Origin of the sequence: Plantibacter sp. ME-Dv--P-095 (assembly GCF_030209365.1) — a bacterium.
Lineage (GTDB): Bacteria > Actinomycetota > Actinomycetes > Actinomycetales > Microbacteriaceae > Plantibacter.
This window is the reverse complement of the sequence record NZ_JARVSB010000004.1, coordinates 336048-353479: the sequence shown is the minus strand read 5'-3', so window position 1 is coordinate 353479 and position 17432 is coordinate 336048. Positions and strand designations below refer to the sequence as shown.

At 69.1% G+C, this 17432-nt stretch carries 19 protein-coding genes, 2 tRNA genes and 1 riboswitch; of the genes, 6 read left to right on the top strand and 15 right to left on the bottom strand.

Going from position 1 to position 17432, the window contains the following annotated elements; all coding sequences use genetic code 11:
• The first annotated feature begins 198 nt into the window (after positions 1-198).
• Together QRN26_RS06805 and QRN26_RS06800 are read left to right on the top strand one after the other, a co-directional pair.
• Complete coding sequence (locus QRN26_RS06805; RefSeq protein WP_056006735.1) at positions 199-399, top strand: hypothetical protein; 201 nt, start codon at positions 199-201, stop codon at positions 397-399.
• A gap of 79 nt (positions 400-478) precedes the next feature.
• Complete coding sequence (locus tag QRN26_RS06800) at positions 479-1192, top strand: hypothetical protein (protein WP_157579805.1); 714 nt, start codon at positions 479-481, stop codon at positions 1190-1192.
• A 73-nt stretch (positions 1193-1265) separates the two neighbouring features.
• Here the strand turns inward: QRN26_RS06800 and nadE are convergent, their stop codons facing one another.
• From nadE to orn, 4 genes are all read right to left on the bottom strand, one after another.
• On the bottom strand, positions 1266-2087 hold the full coding sequence (gene nadE / locus QRN26_RS06795) for an NAD(+) synthase (RefSeq protein WP_285035987.1): 822 nt from the start codon (positions 2085-2087) through the stop codon (positions 1266-1268).
• Positions 2088-2178: 91 nt separating this feature from the next.
• Complete coding sequence (locus QRN26_RS06790) at positions 2179-2529, bottom strand: metallopeptidase family protein (RefSeq protein WP_056006744.1); 351 nt, start codon at positions 2527-2529, stop codon at positions 2179-2181.
• A 57-nt stretch (positions 2530-2586) separates the two neighbouring features.
• Positions 2587-2662: transfer RNA gene (locus QRN26_RS06785), tRNA-His, on the bottom strand.
• Between the two features lie 50 nt (positions 2663-2712).
• On the bottom strand, positions 2713-3333 hold the full coding sequence (gene orn, locus QRN26_RS06780; RefSeq protein ID WP_056006747.1) for an oligoribonuclease: 621 nt from the start codon (positions 3331-3333) through the stop codon (positions 2713-2715).
• Positions 3334-3385: 52 nt separating this feature from the next.
• Between orn and QRN26_RS06775 the strand changes: the two genes are divergently transcribed.
• Positions 3386-3604: an SCO4848 family membrane protein gene (locus QRN26_RS06775; RefSeq protein WP_056006750.1), complete on the top strand. Its 219-nt coding sequence runs from the start codon at positions 3386-3388 to the stop codon at positions 3602-3604.
• Between the two features lie 43 nt (positions 3605-3647).
• Here the strand turns inward: QRN26_RS06775 and QRN26_RS06770 are convergent, their stop codons facing one another.
• Positions 3648-4664 (bottom strand): acyltransferase family protein, encoded by a 1017-nt coding sequence (locus QRN26_RS06770; RefSeq protein WP_285035986.1) that lies wholly within the window; start codon positions 4662-4664, stop codon positions 3648-3650.
• Positions 4665-4739: 75 nt separating this feature from the next.
• Between QRN26_RS06770 and QRN26_RS06765 the strand changes: the two genes are divergently transcribed.
• Positions 4740-4812 (top strand) — tRNA-Arg (locus QRN26_RS06765).
• Positions 4813-4918: 106 nt separating this feature from the next.
• Here QRN26_RS06765 and QRN26_RS06760 read toward each other — a convergent pair.
• The 6 genes from QRN26_RS06760 to dinB form a co-directional block, all read right to left on the bottom strand.
• Positions 4919-5485: a nucleoside/nucleotide kinase family protein gene (locus tag QRN26_RS06760; RefSeq protein ID WP_285035984.1), complete on the bottom strand. Its 567-nt coding sequence runs from the start codon at positions 5483-5485 to the stop codon at positions 4919-4921.
• Positions 5482-6282, bottom strand: a complete 801-nt coding sequence (locus QRN26_RS06755) for an energy-coupling factor transporter transmembrane component T family protein (RefSeq protein ID WP_285035982.1) — start codon at positions 6280-6282, stop codon at positions 5482-5484. The genes QRN26_RS06760 and QRN26_RS06755 overlap by 4 nt, the downstream gene beginning before the upstream one ends.
• A complete protein-coding gene (locus QRN26_RS06750) occupies positions 6279-7745 on the bottom strand; it encodes an ABC transporter ATP-binding protein (RefSeq protein WP_285035981.1) in 1467 nt (488 codons plus the stop codon). The genes QRN26_RS06755 and QRN26_RS06750 overlap by 4 nt, the downstream gene beginning before the upstream one ends.
• Positions 7746-7756: 11 nt before the next feature.
• Positions 7757-8386, bottom strand: a complete 630-nt coding sequence (locus tag QRN26_RS06745) for an ECF transporter S component (protein WP_056778005.1) — start codon at positions 8384-8386, stop codon at positions 7757-7759.
• Between the two features lie 36 nt (positions 8387-8422).
• Positions 8423-8531, bottom strand: a riboswitch (TPP riboswitch).
• Positions 8532-8581: 50 nt separating this feature from the next.
• Positions 8582-8911 carry a hypothetical protein gene (locus QRN26_RS06740; RefSeq protein ID WP_056778008.1) on the bottom strand — a complete coding sequence of 110 codons (330 nt, stop codon included), beginning with the start codon at positions 8909-8911 and terminating at the stop codon, positions 8582-8584.
• 9 nt (positions 8912-8920) lie between these two features.
• Positions 8921-10219: a DNA polymerase IV gene (dinB, locus tag QRN26_RS06735; RefSeq protein WP_285035980.1), complete on the bottom strand. Its 1299-nt coding sequence runs from the start codon at positions 10217-10219 to the stop codon at positions 8921-8923.
• A gap of 82 nt (positions 10220-10301) precedes the next feature.
• Between dinB and QRN26_RS06730 the strand changes: the two genes are divergently transcribed.
• Positions 10302-11627: an acyltransferase family protein gene (locus QRN26_RS06730; protein ID WP_285035978.1), complete on the top strand. Its 1326-nt coding sequence runs from the start codon at positions 10302-10304 to the stop codon at positions 11625-11627.
• Here the strand turns inward: QRN26_RS06730 and QRN26_RS06725 are convergent.
• The 4 genes from QRN26_RS06725 to gatC all read right to left on the bottom strand — a co-directional run bounded on the left by QRN26_RS06725 (position 11598) and on the right by gatC (position 15618).
• Positions 11598-12194, bottom strand: a complete 597-nt coding sequence (locus QRN26_RS06725; protein ID WP_082455830.1) for a hypothetical protein — start codon at positions 12192-12194, stop codon at positions 11598-11600. The two genes, QRN26_RS06730 and QRN26_RS06725, sit on opposite strands and share 30 nt — an antisense overlap.
• A gap of 114 nt (positions 12195-12308) precedes the next feature.
• The gene (gatB, locus tag QRN26_RS06720; protein ID WP_285035975.1) at positions 12309-13808 is read right to left on the bottom strand and encodes an Asp-tRNA(Asn)/Glu-tRNA(Gln) amidotransferase subunit GatB; all 1500 of its coding nucleotides are present in this window, start codon (positions 13806-13808) and stop codon (positions 12309-12311) included.
• A 2-nt stretch (positions 13809-13810) separates the two neighbouring features.
• The gene (gatA, locus tag QRN26_RS06715) at positions 13811-15322 is read right to left on the bottom strand and encodes an Asp-tRNA(Asn)/Glu-tRNA(Gln) amidotransferase subunit GatA (RefSeq protein WP_056006778.1); all 1512 of its coding nucleotides are present in this window, start codon (positions 15320-15322) and stop codon (positions 13811-13813) included.
• Complete coding sequence (gene gatC, locus QRN26_RS06710; protein ID WP_056006781.1) at positions 15319-15618, bottom strand: Asp-tRNA(Asn)/Glu-tRNA(Gln) amidotransferase subunit GatC; 300 nt, start codon at positions 15616-15618, stop codon at positions 15319-15321. Before gatC ends, gatA begins: the two co-directional genes overlap by 4 nt.
• Positions 15619-15708: 90 nt before the next feature.
• Between gatC and QRN26_RS06705 the strand changes: the two genes are divergently transcribed.
• A complete protein-coding gene (locus QRN26_RS06705; RefSeq protein ID WP_285035972.1) occupies positions 15709-17430 on the top strand; it encodes a long-chain-fatty-acid--CoA ligase in 1722 nt (573 codons plus the stop codon).
• The last annotated feature ends 2 nt before the right edge of the window (positions 17431-17432 follow it).

Below are 17432 nucleotides of genomic sequence, written 5' to 3'. Positions count from 1 at the left end.
ACGCTCCATCAGCCTCTCCGATCACGAGCGCCCACAGCTCGGCCATCCGCAGTCGGTCGACGTCCACAACCGTCGGTGCGCCTGTGGAGGACGCTCGCACGAATCCGCCGAGCCCGATGTCGGTGGTCGGCCATACGCTGACCAGTACCAGCCGGCACTCGCCGGGAGGCCGCGCCGATCGATACACGAGGAGTCCCCATGCCCAACGCTCTGAGCATCCGTCCCGGGTACTGGCGCGTGACGAGCGCCGACGGCCGCGTCCTCGGCAACATCGAGGCCGTCGGTGCCGACGGCGGCGCCGAGTACCGCGCCAGTCGGTTCCGCCCCGCAGTACTCGCCTACGCTCCACTCGGCAGTTTCACCGATCTTGCGGTCGCGATCGACGCGTTCCGCAGCTGATTTCGGGCACGAGAGCGGATCCCGGCGCCCGCGGGGCGTCGTCCGCGTTCACGCCCGAACGAGGGGTAACGTTCGGCGCATGCAATGGTGGAATGATCTCGTCGAGTGGGTGACCTCTTCAGAGGTCCGCCCCATGCTGTTCTCTGCGGCCCTCTTCATCGTGGCCGTCGTGGTGTCCTCCCTCGTCGCCGCCGGCGCCAGTCGTCGTGCGCTCCGCGGCATCGTCGATCAGCGCGATCGCGAGCAGAAGCATGCGGCGATCATGGCGCTCGTCGATGCAGCCACGGAGGCGAGCGTCTGGAACTCGCTCACCCCGCAGGAGCAGGTGCTGAGCGATCGCGCGGTCGCGCAGACCGACACCCTCGTCCGGCTCAGCCCGGTCAAGGGCGCTGCGGTTGCCGCGGACTGGGCCAACCACCAGCTGCACGAGATGAAACGCAACTCCGCGACCTACGGATACGAGCTCGACCCCGTGGTCGAGGAATTCCGTGACCGTCTCGTCGAGTGGTCGAAGAAGCCGGCGCGGGCACGGAAGGACTTCGAGGCGGACCTCCGTCGTTGGCGAGCCGAGTCGGCAGGGTCGGAGCAGGCCCTGATCGCCGAGCAGGAGTCCTGGGTCGCCAAGCAGCACCACGAGCAGTACGCCGAGGTCAAGCCGGCGGCCACCGCAGGATCTCGGCCCGGAGACATCACCCGCTCCACCGGCGGCACGATCAACACCAGCACCACGCAGCGCATCATCGACGACGTCAAGGTCCTGGAAGCCGAGCGCAAGCCGTCCAGCGTCAGCTGACGCCCAGACCACACTGGAGAACGGCGGCCCGATCATCCGATCGGGCCGCCGTCTTCATCTCAGGGGAACCGGCTCAGTGCCACCAGGTGTCGAACTTGCTCACCGGGAGCTGGCGCTTGTGCTCGGTGCTCGCGTAGCGACCCTCGATCGCTTCTGCGGCCGCAGCATCGATGTCGTGCCCCTCGAGGAAGTCGTCGATCTGCTGGTAGCTGAGGCCCAGGTTGTCCTCGTCGGTCTGCCCGGGTGTCCCGTCGAGCAGATCGGCGGTGGGAGCCTTCAGGTACAACCGCTCCGGCGCCTCCAGCGACTCTAGGAGCGAGCGTCCCTGACGCTTCGACAACCCGCTCAGCGGCAGGACGTCGGCACCGCCGTCGCCGAACTTGGTGAAGAAGCCGGTGACCGCCTCCGCCGCATGGTCCGTGCCGACGACCAGGAGTCCGTGCTGTCCGGCGATCGCGTACTGCGCGACCATCCGAGCCCGCGCCTTCGCGTTCCCCTTCACGAAGTCGCTGAGCGGCTGCCCGGTGGCGTCCGCGAACTCAGCCTCGAAGCCGTCCACCGCCCGCTGGATGTTGAACACGATCGACTCGTCGGGGCGGATGAACGACAGGGCGAGCTGGGCGTCCTCCTCGTCGTGCTGCACGGCGTAGGGCAGCCGTACGGCGACGAACCGCGCGTCGCCACCCTCAGCCCGGACCTCCTCGGCCGCGAGCTGGCACAACCTCCCGGCGAGCGAGGAGTCCTGCCCGCCACTGATCCCGAGGACGAACCCCTTCGTGTGCGTGGCCTGCAGGTAGGACTTCAGGAAGTCGATCCGCGAACGGATCTCCGCCGCCGGGTCGATCGTGGGGCTGACATGGAGTTCCGCAATGATGCGGGCCTGGATCTCGCGCATGCGACCAGGCTACTCGTTCTCCTGCGACCGACACGGAACTCCGAGGCAGCCGCAACACGCTGGAAACACCGGCCGGCTGACCAGGTGACGGTCAGGCCCACCCGAGCTCGTGCAGGCGGTCGTCGTCGATGCCGTAGAAGTGGGCGATCTCGTGGACGAGGGTGGTGTGGATCTCGTCGGCGAGTTCGTCCAACGACTCGCACGCGGCCAGATGCGGCTCCCGGTAGACGATGATCCGATCCGGCATCTCGCCGAAGCCGTAGCGGTCTCGTTCCGTCAGGGCCACGCCGTCGTAGAGGCCCAGGGTGTCGAGCGTGCCGTTCTCAGGGCGATCCTCGACGACGAAGACGACGTTGTCGAGCCCGTCCACCATCTCATCGGGCAAGCGGTCGAGTTCCTCGACGACCAGCGCCTCGAACGCCTCGGTGTCCAACTCAAGCATGCCTGTGCTCCCCGGATACGACAGAAGCCGGAGGAGTCCTCCGGCTTCTGTACGACATGGGGTGAGTAACGGGGCTTGAACCCGCGACCTCCTGGACCACAACCAGGCGCTCTGCCAACTGAGCTATACCCACCATGCGACCTGTTCCGCGGAGACCGCGTCACAAGCGACTGGACGAGTCTATTACATGTTCGGGGCGTATCGTGACACGACCGCCTCCGAAACCTGCTTCGCGTCGTCCGAGCTCGGGCCGGGCAGATCGACGAACAGCGCACCGCGGTAGTACGCGAGCTCCCGGACCGACTCCAGGATGTCCGCCAGCGCGCGGTGACCACCGTGCTTCGACGGGGCGTTGAAGTACACCCGCGGGTACCAGCGGCGGGCGAGCTCCTTGATGGACGAGACGTCGACGTTGCGGTAGTGCAGGTGCGCGTCGAGACGCGGCATGTAGCGGGCGAGGAACGCACGGTCCGTTCCGATGGTGTTGCCGGCCAAGGGCGCCTTCGACTCGTCGGGCACGAACCGCTGGATGTACTCGATCACCTGGAACTCCGCGTCGGCGACACTCACGCCGTTCGGGATCTCCTCGAGGAGCCCCGAGGTCTGGTGCATGTTCGTGACGAACTCGCCCATGTTGTCGAGCGCCGACTGGTCGGGCTTGATGACGACCGAGTAGCCCGGATCGAGGATGTTCAACTCGAAGTCGGTGATCACGACGGCGATCTCGACGAGTTCGTCGACCTCCAGCTCGAGTCCGGTCATCTCGCAGTCGATCCAGACCAATCGGTCCCCAGCTGTGCTCATGGGTCGAGTCTACTCAGCACCGCCGACGCGGCCGCTTCCGTAGACTCGAGCGGTGATCATCGCCGTCTCCGTCCTCCTGCTCATCAACGGTGTCTACAACGTCGTCGTCTGGCCGCGGTTCCTGAAGCGCATCACCGCCGACCCGCGCGCACGCGACGCGCAGGGTCGCGGCACCACCTTCCTCCGCGTGCACGTCATCCTCATCAGCATCGCCCTCGTCCTCGCCGCCCTGTCACTCGTGGCCGGCGTCCTCGGCATCGTCGTCGGCTAACCCCCGTCGGCGCCCCTCCGAGCGCCCCTGAGCGGAGCGTCGCTCATACAGCGGAGGTGCGGAGACGACTCCGGGTCATGAGGATCCGCGGAGCCGTGTACAAACCCGGAATCCGGCGCGTCAGCCGCCAGACGACCAGGCTCGACACCACCGCGAGCGTCGCGACCACCGGCGGCAGGACCGCCTGGACGGGCGCGGGCACCTCGGGAAGCAGGAGCAGCGCCCTGGTGATCCCTACGATGACCAGCACGTGAATCACGAAGACCGGAAGGCTGTGACGCCCCACCGACTGCAGGATCCGGGCAACCGACGTCCCGTCGATGGCGCGGAGCGCCAGCACGGTGGCGAGGACAGCCGGGACACCGAGCGCCGTCAGCACGCCGGGCACGTGGTCGAGGTCGACCGCGAAGATCAGCCCTGAAGCGAGGACCACGGCGGCGAGGAGACCGGCAGCGACGAACGGGCGACGGCGCTCGGCCAGAGCGACGATCCGTCGACGCCCGTGCAGACCCAGCAGGAAGAAGAAGAGGTAGCCGGCAGCGCGCTGATAGCTCCCACTCTCACTCCCGAGGGCACCCAGGGCGACGGCCGACAGGACGGCGGCTCCCGACAACTGCACCCAGACGGGCACTCTGCCGTTCATCACCTTGCCGACGACGAGGTAGAGGGCGAGCGCCTGCAGGAACCAGAAGATGCCGGTCGGCCAGACCGGGCTGATGAGCACGACGCTCGGGTCGGCGTAGTGCGGGAACGAATCGATCGGGAGGAGCGAGAACCAGGCGAACCGGATCACCGTCCACACCAGGATCATCCAGAGCAGCAGTGCGAGCCTGCGGTCCCAGAGGTCCCTCCACGACCGGTCGACGATCCGGATGGCGAGCATCCCGGAGAGCGCGAAGAACAACGGCATGCGAATGGCGAGCGCCAGCTGCGACAGGACGTACCAGACCGGGGAGGACACCCCCTCCTCGACGAGGATCATCGTCGCGTGGCCGAGTGCGACGAGGACGACGGCGAACCCGCGGGCGGTGTCGAACCATGAAATTCGGTCTGTAGTCATAAATACTAATATATAGTATTCGCGACTGCGTGACCAAACGGGATGGCACGCGCCGTGCGGTATCGTTGGATGCCCGCCTCCGTAGCTCAGGGGATAGAGCAGGAGCCTTCTAATCTCTTGGTCGCAGGTTCGAATCCTGCCGGGGGCACCCCTTCGACAAGCTCAGGGACCGGAGATGGACCCTCGGCCCCGCGTCAAGCGTTGTATGCCCGTGTGCGGAGTCAGAAGCGAGACCGGCACCGGCCGCGTCCGCATCAGGCGCGGAGCCAGGGCCGCCAACGGTCGTCACGCTCGAGCACGCTCAACACGCGGGCACCGACCATCGCTGCCGACCCCGTCGCCTCGACCACCAGATCGGCGTCGCGATCGGGACACTCCCGTTCAATGAACGCATCCTCCTGGAGCGTCCACGCTGCGAGCCAGTCGACGCCGTCGTCGCGGCCCACGAGCCGGTCGGTGCGCTGGTCCACCGGCGCGTCGAGCCACAGCACCGTGTCGGCCGAGACCCGCGACGCGCTCGACGAGGACCCGCAGCCCTCCACGATGAGCGGCCGATCGGCCGGGACGGCATGCCGGTCCGCACGCTTCGACCGTTCCCAGTCCCACCGCTGCCACTCCCCCGGCCGCCGATCGGCGAACGGGGTCAGGATCCACTCCACGAGGAGTCGCGAGCCCTCTTCGAGGCCGTCCCATCCCGGATACAGGTCGTCCATGTGGACGACGGTGCTCTCCGTCAATGCGGCGGCCACCGAAGAGGCGAGCGTCGTCTTCCCGGTACCCGACCGCCCGTCGATCAGGAGCACGGGCGCTGCGGCACTCATTGCCCCACGAACCGGAACGTACCGGCGAGGACGGCGGTGGACAACGCGACGGCCATGATCGCGACCGCCACCAGGACCGCCACGAGATCGATCACGCCGAGCCGCGACGGCCTGGCCCACGTTCGCTCGACGGGGGCGCCGAAGCCCCGTGCCTCCATCGCCGTCGCGAGCTTGCTGCCCCGGCGGATGGCGAACACGAGCAACACGAACGCCATCGAGGCGAAGCGCCGGACCGCTCCACGGTCGCCGAGCCCTCGGGCACGACGGGCGAGCGCGAGACTGCGCCAATCGTCGATGAAGAGCCCGAGCATCCGCGCCCCCGCGAGGATCCCGAGGACGAACCGCGACGGGAGCTTCGCGATCTGGGACAGCCCGTCGCCCAGGTCGGTCGGATCCACCCGCGCGAAGAGCAGGATCGTCGGCAGGCCGAGCGCCAGCACCCGGATGGTCACGGCGACGGCCAATTCGATCGAGTTGTCGGTCACCCGGACGAAACCGAGCGACAGGTACTCCGTCCCGCCCGGCTTCGCGTACAGCAGCATGCTGATCCCGCCGATGGGCGCGAAGACGAGCACCGGGATCGACCGCTTCAGGAACGGCGACAGCCGGAGACCGGACAGCGGGAGCAGCGCCATCTCGAGGAGGACCGCGGCGGTGGCGCTGACCCAGTCGATCGTGAGCAGCAGCGGGACGGACAGGATGAGCACCGCGAGCACCTTCGTCACCGGGTTCACCCGGTCGAGCGGCGCCTGGCGAGGGAGTTTCGCGTGACGGTCCGGTGCCGTGACCCGCGTCATGCGGCACGCCCCGCTGCCGATCGCGACTCGAGCCGGATCCGATGGTCGCCCAGATGCTCGATGACCCCTGGATCATGCGTGACCGACACGATCGTCGCGCCGCGTTCGAGCTCCAGGTGCAGCAGCCGCATGAGTGACAGCCACGTCAAGCGGTCCTGCCCGAACGTCGGCTCGTCCAGGACGAGGACGGCGGGTCGTGCCACGAGCACCGTGGCGACCGACAGTCGTCGCTTCTGGCCGCCCGAGAGACTGAAGGGGTTCGCTTCGGCGAGCGCGGCCAACCCCAAGGCGTCGAGGACTTCGGAGACCCGCTCGTCGATCGCGGCGCGTGTCCACCGCAGCGCTTGCAGGGCGACGCCGAGCTCCTTGCGCACTGTCGCGGCGACGAACTGATGCTCCGAGTCCTGGAAGACCGTCCCGATGCGGGTGAGCAGCTCGGTCGACTTCCAGCGGATGGGCCGTGGACCGATCCCGCCGGCGAGGCCGCGAGCAGCGTCCACCGTTCCGGCGAGCTCGGGGAGCAGTCCGGCCAAGGTGAGGGCCAACGTCGACTTCCCGGCCCCGTTCGGTCCGACGACCACCGTCGCGGAGCCCTCCGGCACGGCGAGGTCCAGGTGCTCCTGCACCGCCTGGGAACGGAGCCGTCCGATCGTCAGGTCGGACGTCGTCAGGACGGCTGCGCTCGGCTGCACCATCCGGCGGGGCGGCAGCCCCAGCGGGATGCCCGGCACCCAGACGCCGGCGTCGGCGAGCCGGCGTCCGACATCGTCGAGGACGACGGAGGGAGGACCGTCCGCGAGGACCCCTCCGTCCGCATCGAGCACGACGACCCGCGTCATCAGATCGCGCCAGACGTCGACGCGGTGTTCGATGACGACCAGGGTCGACGAACCGTCGTCGACCACACGCGCGACGGCGTCCCTGACCTCGGCGACGCCGATCGGGTCGAGGTTGGCGGTCGGCTCGTCGAGCAGCAGCAGCGAGGGCTGCATGGCGAGCACCCCGGCGAGGGCGAGGCGCTGTTTCTGTCCGCCGGACAACGCGGAGGTCGGGTGGTCCAACGGGAGGTCGAGGCCGACGGCCTGGAGCGACGAGACGACCCGTCTCCAGATCTCCTCGCGCTCGACCCCGAGGTTCTCGCAGCCGAACGCGACGTCGTCGCCGAGCTTGGACAGGATGACCTGCGAATCGGGGTCCTGCAGCACGAGGCCGATCCGCCCCCTGGCCCGTTCCGGCGCGACCCCGTCCACGAGCAACGACCCGTGGGACTCACCCTCGTCCGCTCCGCCGAGGACTCCAGCGAGCGCGTGGATCAGGGTCGACTTACCGGCGCCGGACGCGCCCAGGAGGAGGACCCGCTCCCCCGGTTCGATGACGAGGTCCAGGTCGCTGACCGCCCATGCCTTCCGACCGGCGTGACGCCACCCCCAGTCACGGGCGACGACGCGCGCCGGACCGGTCATACCGACCACGCTCAGACCTCGCGCCGCGCGTCCCGCCCTGAGGCGAACCGGCTGAGCGCCCCCGTGGAGGCGAGCGCCTTGACGAGGACCCAACCGACGACGCCCGCGAGGATCGCGCCGGAGACGAGCAGCGAGCCGAGGTAGATCGCGTTGAACTCGGCACCCTTCTCCAGGTTCGCCGACATGAACAGCTCGAGCAGCCATGCGCCGGCACCGGCGCCCGCACCGGCGAGGATGGCCGGGACGAGGCCGAAGCGCTTGTACGCCAGCGCGGCGAACACGAGCTCCGCGCCGAGCCCCTGGGCGAGTCCCGAGTACACGGTGGTGATGCCCCAGGCGTTCCCGATGAGCGCGGAGACGACTGCTCCGATGGTCTCGACGAGGACGGCCGCTCCGGGCTTCCTGATGATGAGCCCGCCGAGGACGCCGCCGAGCAGCCAGATGCCGACGGCGATGCCGCCGAAGCCGGGCGTCACGGCACTCGCTCCGGCGTACCAGAGGGATCCGAGCGTGTTCCACGCCCAGAAGATGAGGCCGGTGGCGACACCGAGGACGGCGACCACGACGATGTCGACGACCCTCCAGCGGAGGTTCCGCGCGGCGGCGCGTTCAGACGAGGAGATTTTGGTCGATGCTGACACGATACGTGCCCTTCCTGTAGACGGAAAAGAGCACGGGATAGCGAGAAATGGTCTCCCTGCGCTGGCATGATCCAGATCAGGTTCGACGGTCGAAGGCGAATACCTTCCTCTCAGCCCGGTTCACCGGACTCCCGTGGTGGCACGAGTCTAACCCCTGCCGCGCAGGATCGCTCGGCAGGGGTACGACGGGGATGGCTACTTCTTGAGCGCCTTGATGAGCCCGGACAGCGCCTTGCCGCTCACCCAGATGAACGGGATGGCGACGGCGATGAGTGAGATGAGGTTCGGGTCGAACCGGAGGCCCTCGTCGGTCTTGATGTAGGCGCCGACGGGGATGGAGACGCCACCGCCTCCGCCGCCACTCGGTGCGTCGTCGCCGTCACCCTCGGACCCGCCACCGAAGCCGTAGTACGTCAGGGCCACCGGCACGAGCTTGGTGCCGTCGATGTCCTGCTGCTCCCCGTAGGCCGCGGTCACGCCGAGGCCCTTTGTCTGTTCTGCCAGCTTCTCCACGAGATTCGTCATGCTGCCACGCTACCGCTGCGCATCCGCCGGTCCAAGGGGTTGATCCGTGCTCCCAGCACCCTGCGAGTCGCCTCGACTCCCGAGCCCTCGTCGCCGCGGTTTCCCGAGGAGCGAGGCTGGAGCGATCGCGAGGTCGCCGAAGCGACTGGCCACCCGGTCGATCGTCTGTTCAGCACCGCGCCACTCCTCATCGGGATCCCACAACGCCGATCCGGCCTCCTCGGCCGGCACCAGTTGATCGACCTTCACGCCGACGAGGCGGACCAGACGCCCTCCGCGATCGAGGTCGTCGAAGAGCGAAGCCGCCTCGTCGTAGACGCGACGTCCGACGTTCGTCGCTTCGCCGATGGTCCGTGACCGGGTCACGACGCTGAAGTCCGCGTAGCGCACTCGGATACTGATCGTCCGACCGGCGTACCCGCCCTTCCGGAGGCGGATCGCGACGAGTCCCGCGAGGTTCAACAGCTCTCGTTTCAGCACGGTGGGGTCTGCGACGTCCGTCGGGAATGTCACCTCGTGGCTGACGCTCTTCTCCCGCCGCGCCAACTCGATTCCACGCGGGTCGATCCCGTTCGCGAGCTCGAGGAGCCGGCGTCCGGACGCCTCGCCGACGGCGCGCTGGAGCATGGACAACGGGGTGGAGGCGAGCTGGCCGATGGTCCGGATGCCCCGGTTCGTGAGCTGTTCCTCGGTTCGTCCACCGACGCCCCACAGCGCCCCGACCGGCAACGGGTGCAGGAAGGAGAGCGTCTCAGCAGCCGGCACGACCAGGAGTCCGTCGGGCTTCGACAGCCCCGACGCGAGCTTCGCCACGTACTTCGTCGCCGCCAGACCGACCGAGCAGGGAAGCCCCGTGGCGTCGAGGACCCGCTGCTTGACGAGCGCCGCGATCGTGCGCGGACTCCCGAGCAACCGCACCGCCCCGGAGACGTCGAGGAACGCCTCGTCGATGCTCAACGGTTCGACGAGCGGGGTCACCGAATCGAACACCTCCATGACGCGATCCGAGTACTCGCGATACCGGCCGTGATGCGGCGGGAGGACGACCGCGCTCGGGCACAAGCGCATGGCCTGGGACACGGGCATCGCGGCACGCACCCCGTACCTGCGGGCCTCGTAGCTCGCGGAGGTGACGACCGAGCGGCCCTCCTTGTTGCCGACGATGATGGGCAGGCCACGGAGCTCGGGCCGCTCCAAGAGCTCGACCGAGACGAAGAAGGCGTCCATGTCGACGTGGAGGATGGGGGTACCGCTGTCGTCGGCATCGTGCGCCGAGACGCGACGAGACGCTCCATCCTGCCGACTCATGACTCCATTGTCGCAGTCACCTCCGACACGCTCCCCACAGGGGCCGAGGTGGGAGCGCTCGGCGGCGCTAGGCTGTCCGGCGATGAGCACGCGAACGCGGACCGGGTCGGCCCCGGCGGTCCCAGACCTCTCCGGGCGGGACCTCGCCCTCGACCTCGTGCGCGTCGCCTGCGTCGTGACGGTCGTCATCGTCCACCTCCTGATGGTCGCGGTGGCGGTCGAGCCGGACGGCACGATCGGCATCTCCCGAGCGTTGGAGCAGCAACCCTGGTTCGACACGGGTACCTGGTTCGGCCAGATCATGCCGCTGTTCTTCATCGTGGGCGGCTTCGCGACGATCACCGGCTGGCGCAGCACCGTCCGACGTGGTGGCGGGACCAGCGACTTCCTCCGGTCCAGGGTCTTCCGACTCGCCCTGCCGACGATCCCGGTCCTGCTCTTCCTCGCCGCGGGGCTGTGGCTGGCCGGGGCGCTCGGTGTCGACCCCGCCATCATCGAGGCCGTCGCCGCAGGCGTCGGGTCCCCGCTCTGGTTCCTGGCCGCCTACCTGCTGTGCCAGACGGTCGCCCCGTTCCTCGCCACCTGCCACGACCGCCACCCCTTCCTGACCTGTGCGGCACTGCTGGCCGGCGTGATCCTCGTCGACGTCGTCCGTTACTCGACCGGCCTCCTGGGCATCGGTCTCGTCAACCTCGTGTTCGTCTGGCCGCTGCTGCAGCAGTTCGGGTTCTTCCTGGCCGACGGACGTCTCCGCTCCGTTCCGCGCCTCGTCCTCGTGGCCGTGGTGCTGATCTCCTACGGCGCGCTCGTGCCGATCACGACCTGGCTGCCGTACTCGACCAGCATGCTCGGCAACCTCAACCCACCGACCCTCCCCCTCGTCGTCCTCGGCGTCGGGCAGCTCGCCCTGCTCGCCCTGGTGCACCCTCTGCTCACCGCCATCATGCGGACCCGCGCCGCGCGAGCGGTCGTCTTCCTCATCGGGTCCCGGCTGATGACGGTGTACCTCTGGCACCTGCCCCTCATCATCGCCGTCGCCGGTCTGCAGCTCGCCCTCGGCATCCCCTTCGCGGAGCCGCTGACCGCCGCCTGGTGGTGGACCCGACCGGTCGTGTTGCTCGTCGTCGCGGTCCTCCTGGCGGGTGTCGGAGCACTCCTCGGCCGCGTCGAGCACCCCCGGAGGCTGCGCCTCGACCCGGAGCGCAAGCCGGCGCACGTGGCTGTGTGGATCGCAGTCGTGAGCGCGTTCCTCATGCCCTTCGCCGAGATCTCCCACCCGCTCACCGCCGCCATGGCCGCTGCCGGAGCCGCCGGCTCGATCATCGCGGTCGTGCTCCTGAACCCGACCCGTCGGCCGGTCGAGCGCGTCGCGAGCGGATCAGACCAGGCTGTGGACCAGCGGTCGTAGCCACTCGCGAAACGCCTCCCGGTCGTCCCGGAGCGACTCACTGACCACGATCGTGTCGGGTGCGACGACCCAGGCACCCGGTCGGCAGATCGGAAGCACCTCGAGGTCCAGTCGGAACGAGCTGGATTGCCGACGTAACTCGAACTGGCGCTCGCGGATGAGCTCGTAGACGTCGGCGAGTCTGCTCGGTGAGCGTCCGGCCAGGGCGATCTCATACTCGCGGATCCTGTCCGTCGCCCACCGGTAGGCGCCGTCGTAGGCACGGTAGGCGAGTTCCTGCAGTTCGAGGGCGCGATCGAAGACCTCGAAGTGCGGAGGACGCACCTCCGCCAGGAACAACCGCGTGTCACGCCGGGCGATCCCGGTCCACCAGCCGTCGAACTGGAGTGCCAGGGCGTCGCGATCGAGGTCGGCGACGTCGATCGGATCGGGTGCGGGGGCCACCGCTGGGAGCTGGCCGACGCACCGGTCCCCGAGACCGGCCATGGAACGGAAAGCGAGCGCGAGCATGAGGGCCATCGGGGCGTCCTCGGTGACCTGCCAACGCATGGTGCCTTCGACCAGCATGGCCGAAGTGTATGCCGCACCGGGGACACGCGCCAGGGCTTCCCGGCGGGACGGAAACGGGCCCGGACGGCAGTGCACGACTGCCGTCCGGACCCGATGTCGCTGGTGCGGGACCTACTGTCCGGCGCGCTCCAGGACGAGTTCCCGCACACGCGCCGCATCGGCCTGTCCGCGCATCGCCTTCATCACGGCGCCGATGACCGCGCCGGCGGCCTGGACCTTGCCGTCGCGGATCTTCGCGAGGACGTCCGGCTGGGCGGCCAGAGCCTCGTCGATGGCGGCGATCAGCGGACCGTCGTCGGACACGAGCGCGAGACCACGAGCGTCGATGACCTCCTGAGGAGTGCCCTCCCCCTCGATGACGCCCTCGAGGACCTGACGGGCGAGCTTGTCGTTGAGCGTTCCGTCCTCGACGAGCGCAGCGAGGGCGGCGACGTGCTCGGGCGACACGAGGCTCGTCGCCTCGACGTCGCGCTGGTTCGCGATCCGGGAGATCTCGCCCGTCCACCACTTCCGTGCGGCGGCCGGAGCGGCTCCCGCCTCGACGGTGGCCGTGATCTCGTTCAAGAGGCCACCGTTCACGACGTCCTGGAACTCGAGATCCGTGAAGCCCCACTCGCTCTTCAAGCGGCGCCGACGGACGGCCGGCTGCTCGGGGAGCGCCGCACGCAGTTCCTCGATGAGTTCGGGCGACGGCACGACCGGGAGCAGGTCGGGCTCCGGGAAGTAGCGGTAGTCGTCGGCGTCGCTCTTCGGCCGGCCGGCCGACGTGGCGCCGGTGTCCTCGTGCCAGTGACGCGTCTCTTGGACGATGGATCCGCCGTCCTTGAGGATCGCGGCCTGACGCTGGATCTCGTAGCGGACGGCGCGTTCGACCGACCGCAGGGAGTTGACGTTCTTCGTCTCCGTCCGCGTGCCGAGCTTCTCCTGGCCACGCGGGCGCAGCGAGATGTTCGCGTCGCAGCGGAGGTTCCCGCGCTCCATCTTCGCATCGGAGATGCCGAGCGCCACGACGATGTCGCGGATCGCGGAGACGTAGGCCTTCGCGATCTCCGGCGCCCGGTGCTCGGTGCCGTAGATCGGCTTGGTGACGATCTCCACGAGCGGGACGCCGGCGCGGTTGTAGTCGACGAGCGAGTACTCGGCACCCTGGATGCGCCCGGTCGAGCCGCCGATGTGCGTGAGCTTACCGGCGTCCTCCTCCATGTGCGCGCGTTCGATCGGCACGGTGACGATGGTGCCGTCGGCGAGCTCGACGTCGACGGAACCCTCGAAGGCGATGGGCTCGTCGAACTGCGAGATCTGGTAGTTCTTCGCAAGGTCGGGGTAGAAGTAGTTCTTCCGCGCGAAGCGGCTCGACGGGGCGATCGAGCAGCCGAGGGCGAGCCCGAGGCTGATCGAGTACCGCACCGCCTGCTCGTTCACGACCGGGAGCGAGCCGGGCAGACCGAGACACACCGGCGAGATGTTCGTGTTCGGCGCGTCGCCGAAGCCGTTCGGCGCCGAGGAGAACATCTTCGTCTTGGTGTTGAGCTCGACGTGCACCTCGAACCCGAGCACGGGCTCGTACAGTTCGAGGGCTTCCTCGTAGGAGAGGAGCTTGTCCTTGGCCATGGTTACCGACCTCCGAGAGCGGGTGCCTGCGAGATGAGGGTGTGCCCCCACGTCGATTCGAGGAGCGCCTCGAGAGCGGCGCCGACCCGGTAGAGCCTGGCGTCCTCTCGTGCTGGCGCCATGAACTGGATGCCGACGGGCAGGCCGTCCTCCGGGGCGAGCCCGATCGGGACGCTGATGCCCGGGACCCCGGCGAGGTTGGCCGGGATGGTGGTGACGTCGTTGAGGTACATCGCCAGCGGATCGTCGATGCGCTCACCGAGCTTGAACGCCGTCGTGGGCGCGCTCGGGCTCACGAGGACGTCGACCTGGTCGAAGGCCGCCGCGAAATCGCGCTGGATGAGCGTCCGCACCTTCTGGGCGCTGCCGTAGTAGGCGTCGTAGTATCCGGCGCTCAGGGCGTAGGTGCCGAGGATGATGCGACGCTTCACCTCAGGACCGAACCCGGCCTCGCGAGTGGCGGACATCACCTGCTCGACCGTGCCGCCACCCTCAGGGGTGACGCGCATGCCGAACCGCACGGAGTCGAACTTCGCGAGGTTGCTGGACGCTTCGGCGGGGAGGATCAGGTAGTAGGCGGCGACCGCGTACTCGAAGTTGGGTGCCGACACCTCCACGATCTCGGCGCCGTTCGCCTCGAGCACCGTGAGCGCCTCCTGGAAGCGGCTCTTCACGCCGGCCTGGAAACCTTCGCCGTTGAGCTCCTTGACGACGCCGACGCGCAGACCGCGCAGTACGTCGCCGCGGGCACCCTCCCGAGCGGCTGCGGCCATCGATGGCCAGGCGTCACGGAGGGAGGTGGAGTCGAGCGCGTCGTGCCCGGCGATGACGTCGTGCAGCAGCCCGGAGTCGAGGACGGTCCGGCTCACCGGCCCGACCTGGTCGAGCGAGGACGCCAGGGCGATGGCACCGTAGCGGCTCACCGCTCCGTAGGTGGGCTTCACACCGACCGTCCCGGTGACGTGCGCCGGCTGACGGATCGAGCCGCCGGTGTCGCTGCCGAGCGCGATGGGCGCCTCGAACGCGGCGACCGCTGCGGCCGAGCCGCCTCCGGAACCGCCGGGGATGCGGTCGAGGTCCCACGGGTTGTGGGTCGGGCCGTACGCGGAGTGCTCCGTGCTCGACCCCATGGCGAACTCGTCCATGTTCGTCTTGCCGAGCGGCACCAGGCCGGCCGCCCGCGATCGCGCGACGACGGTGGCGTCGAAGGGCGACAGGTATCCCTCGAGGATCTTGCTCCCCGAGGTGGACGGCATGTCGGTCGTGACGAGCACGTCCTTGATCGCGAGTGGGACGCCGGCCAGTTCGCCGAGCTCCTCACCCGCTGCACGACGCGCATCGATGTCGGCGGCGACGTCGAGGGCGTGGTCCGAGACGTGCAGGAAGGCGTGGACGTCGCCGTCGACCTGGGCGATGCGGTCGAGGTGCGCCTGGGTGACCTCGACGCTCGACACGTCGCCGGCGCGGAGCTTGGACGACAGTTCGGCTGCCGTCAGACCGATCAGGCCGCTCACTGCTCCTCCCCCAGGATGGCCGAGACCTTGAACCGGCCGTCGGCCGACTCCGGTGCGTTCTGCAGCGCCTGCTCCCGGGTGAGCGTGTTGCCGACGACATCGTCGCGGTACACGTTCTCGAGCGGGATCGGGTGGCTCGTCGCCGGGACGTCAGGTGTGGCCACCTGCTGCACCTTCGCGATGTTGTCCACGATGGAGTCGAGCTCCGTGGTGAGGTGGGCGATCTCGTCCTGGCTCAGGGCGATGCGAGCGAGGGTCGCGAGATGTGCGACCTGCTCGGTGGTGATTTCCGACATGCGTCTCCCGTACGTGTAGCGGTGGCGGTCGCTCCAGTCTATTCGCCAGGGACGTGGTCGACGGTCGGCGTCCGCCCCTACAGTGGGACGGTGAGCCAGAACGACTCGAGCAGCCGTCCCCGTCCCCCGCACGAGCGCCCGTGGCTGGCGAGCTACGCCGCCGACGTCCCGGACGACATCCCCGAGCAGACAGGCAGCCTCGGCGATCTCGTGGAGGCCTCCGCAGTGAGCTACCCGGACGCGGTGGCGCTCGAGTTCTTCGGCTCGACGACCACGTACACCGAACTCGACGCCCTGATCGCGCGGGCTGCGGCCGGTCTGCGCGACCTCGGCGTCCGGGCCGGCGACCCGGTCGCCCTCATGCTCCCGAACTGTCCGCAGCACATCGTCGCGTTCTACGCCGTCCTCCGACTCGGCGCCGTCGTCATCGAGCACAACCCCCTCTACACGCCGCAGGAGCTCCGCCACCAGTTCGAGGACCACCGCGCCCGGTTCGCGATCGTCTGGGACAAGGTCGCAGGTCACCTGCAGGACTTCCCGGCCGACCTGGCGGTGGATGCGCTCGTCACGATCGACGTCACCCGTGCGATGCCGATCCACATGCGCCTGGCGCTGCGGCTCCCGATCGCGAAGGCACGCGCCTCCCGTGCGCAGTTGACCGCCCCGGTCTCCGGCACGGTGGCGTGGGAGCGGCTCCTCACCACCGGGTCACTCCCGCCGAGCCACCCGAAGCCGGCGACCGACGCGCTCGCGCTCATCCAGTACACCAGTGGCACGACAGGCTCGCCGAAGGGTGCGGCCCTGACCCACGCGAACCTGCTCGCCAACGCCGCCCAGTCGCGCGCCTGGGTGCCGACCGTGCCACGCGGATCCGCCGTCGTCTACGCAGTGCTCCCGATGTTCCACGCCTACGGGCTGACGCTGTGCCTCACGTTCGCCATGAGCATGGGCTCGCGACTCGTCCTGTTCCCGAAGTTCGACCCGGCGCTCGTCCTCAAGGTCATGAAGAAGCGCCCGCCGACCTTCCTGCCGGCGGTGCCGCCCATCGCCGACCGTCTCCTGGCGGCGGCGACGGAGCAGGGCGTCTCGCTGCAGGGTACCGAGATCGCGATCTCCGGGGCCATGCCGCTCCCCCACGAGCTCGTCGTGCCGTTCGAAGCGGCGTCCGGCGGGTTCCTCGTCGAGGGGTACGGGCTCTCCGAGTGCTCACCGGTGATCTCCGCGAACCCGGTGTCCGCCGCCAGGAAGCCCGGCACCATCGGTCTCCCGCTGCCGAGCACCGAGGTCAGGGTCGTCGACCCCGATGATCCGGGGACGGACCGGCCGGCCGGAGAGCCGGGCGAACTCCTCGTCCGCGGACCCCAGGTGTTCCGCGGCTACTACAACAAGCCGGAGGAGACCGCGGCCGTGCTCCTCCCGGGCGGTTGGTTCCGCACCGGCGACATCGTGTCGATCGACGACGAGGGGTTCATGACGGTCGTCGACCGCATCAAAGAGCTCATCATCACGGGCGGGTTCAACGTCTCCCCCAGCGAGGTCGAGCAGGTCCTCCGCGGCCATGCATCCGTCGCGGACGCCGCCGTCGTCGGCATCCCCGACCCGCACTCCGGCGAGCAGGTCGTCGCAGCCGTCGTCGCCGCTCCGGGGACCACCGTCGACGCCGAGGCGCTCCGAGCGTGGGCTCGCGAGATCCTCACGCCCTACAAGGTGCCCAAGCGGGTGGTCGTCGTGGACGAACTCCCGAAGTCGCTCATCGGCAAGGTCCTGCGACGCCAGGTCAGGGACGACCTCCTGGACGCCGCCGGGCACTGAGC

Excerpts from the sequence above, each read along its gene's own strand:
- QRN26_RS06755 (WP_285035982.1), bottom strand. The coding sequence starts at position 6,282 with ATGACGCGGGTCACGGCACCGGACCGTCACGCGAAACTCCCTCGCCAG.
- gatC (WP_056006781.1), bottom strand. The coding sequence starts at position 15,618 with ATGTCGGAAATCACCACCGAGCAGGTCGCACATCTCGCGACCCTCGCT.
- QRN26_RS06725 (WP_082455830.1), bottom strand. The coding sequence starts at position 12,194 with ATGCTGGTCGAAGGCACCATGCGTTGGCAGGTCACCGAGGACGCCCCG.
- QRN26_RS06805 (WP_056006735.1), top strand. The coding sequence starts at position 199 with ATGCCCAACGCTCTGAGCATCCGTCCCGGGTACTGGCGCGTGACGAGC.
- QRN26_RS06760 (WP_285035984.1), bottom strand. The coding sequence starts at position 5,485 with ATGAGTGCCGCAGCGCCCGTGCTCCTGATCGACGGGCGGTCGGGTACC.
- orn (WP_056006747.1), bottom strand. The coding sequence starts at position 3,333 with ATGAGCACAGCTGGGGACCGATTGGTCTGGATCGACTGCGAGATGACC.
- QRN26_RS06730 (WP_285035978.1), top strand. The coding sequence starts at position 10,302 with ATGAGCACGCGAACGCGGACCGGGTCGGCCCCGGCGGTCCCAGACCTC.
- dinB (WP_285035980.1), bottom strand. The coding sequence starts at position 10,219 with ATGAGTCGGCAGGATGGAGCGTCTCGTCGCGTCTCGGCGCACGATGCC.
- QRN26_RS06740 (WP_056778008.1), bottom strand. The coding sequence starts at position 8,911 with ATGACGAATCTCGTGGAGAAGCTGGCAGAACAGACAAAGGGCCTCGGC.
- QRN26_RS06770 (WP_285035986.1), bottom strand. The coding sequence starts at position 4,664 with ATGACTACAGACCGAATTTCATGGTTCGACACCGCCCGCGGGTTCGCC.
- nadE (WP_285035987.1), bottom strand. The coding sequence starts at position 2,087 with ATGCGCGAGATCCAGGCCCGCATCATTGCGGAACTCCATGTCAGCCCC.
- gatB (WP_285035975.1), bottom strand. The coding sequence starts at position 13,808 with ATGGCCAAGGACAAGCTCCTCTCCTACGAGGAAGCCCTCGAACTGTAC.
- QRN26_RS06750 (WP_285035981.1), bottom strand. The coding sequence starts at position 7,745 with ATGACCGGTCCGGCGCGCGTCGTCGCCCGTGACTGGGGGTGGCGTCAC.
- QRN26_RS06800 (WP_157579805.1), top strand. The coding sequence starts at position 479 with ATGCAATGGTGGAATGATCTCGTCGAGTGGGTGACCTCTTCAGAGGTC.
- QRN26_RS06790 (WP_056006744.1), bottom strand. The coding sequence starts at position 2,529 with ATGCTTGAGTTGGACACCGAGGCGTTCGAGGCGCTGGTCGTCGAGGAA.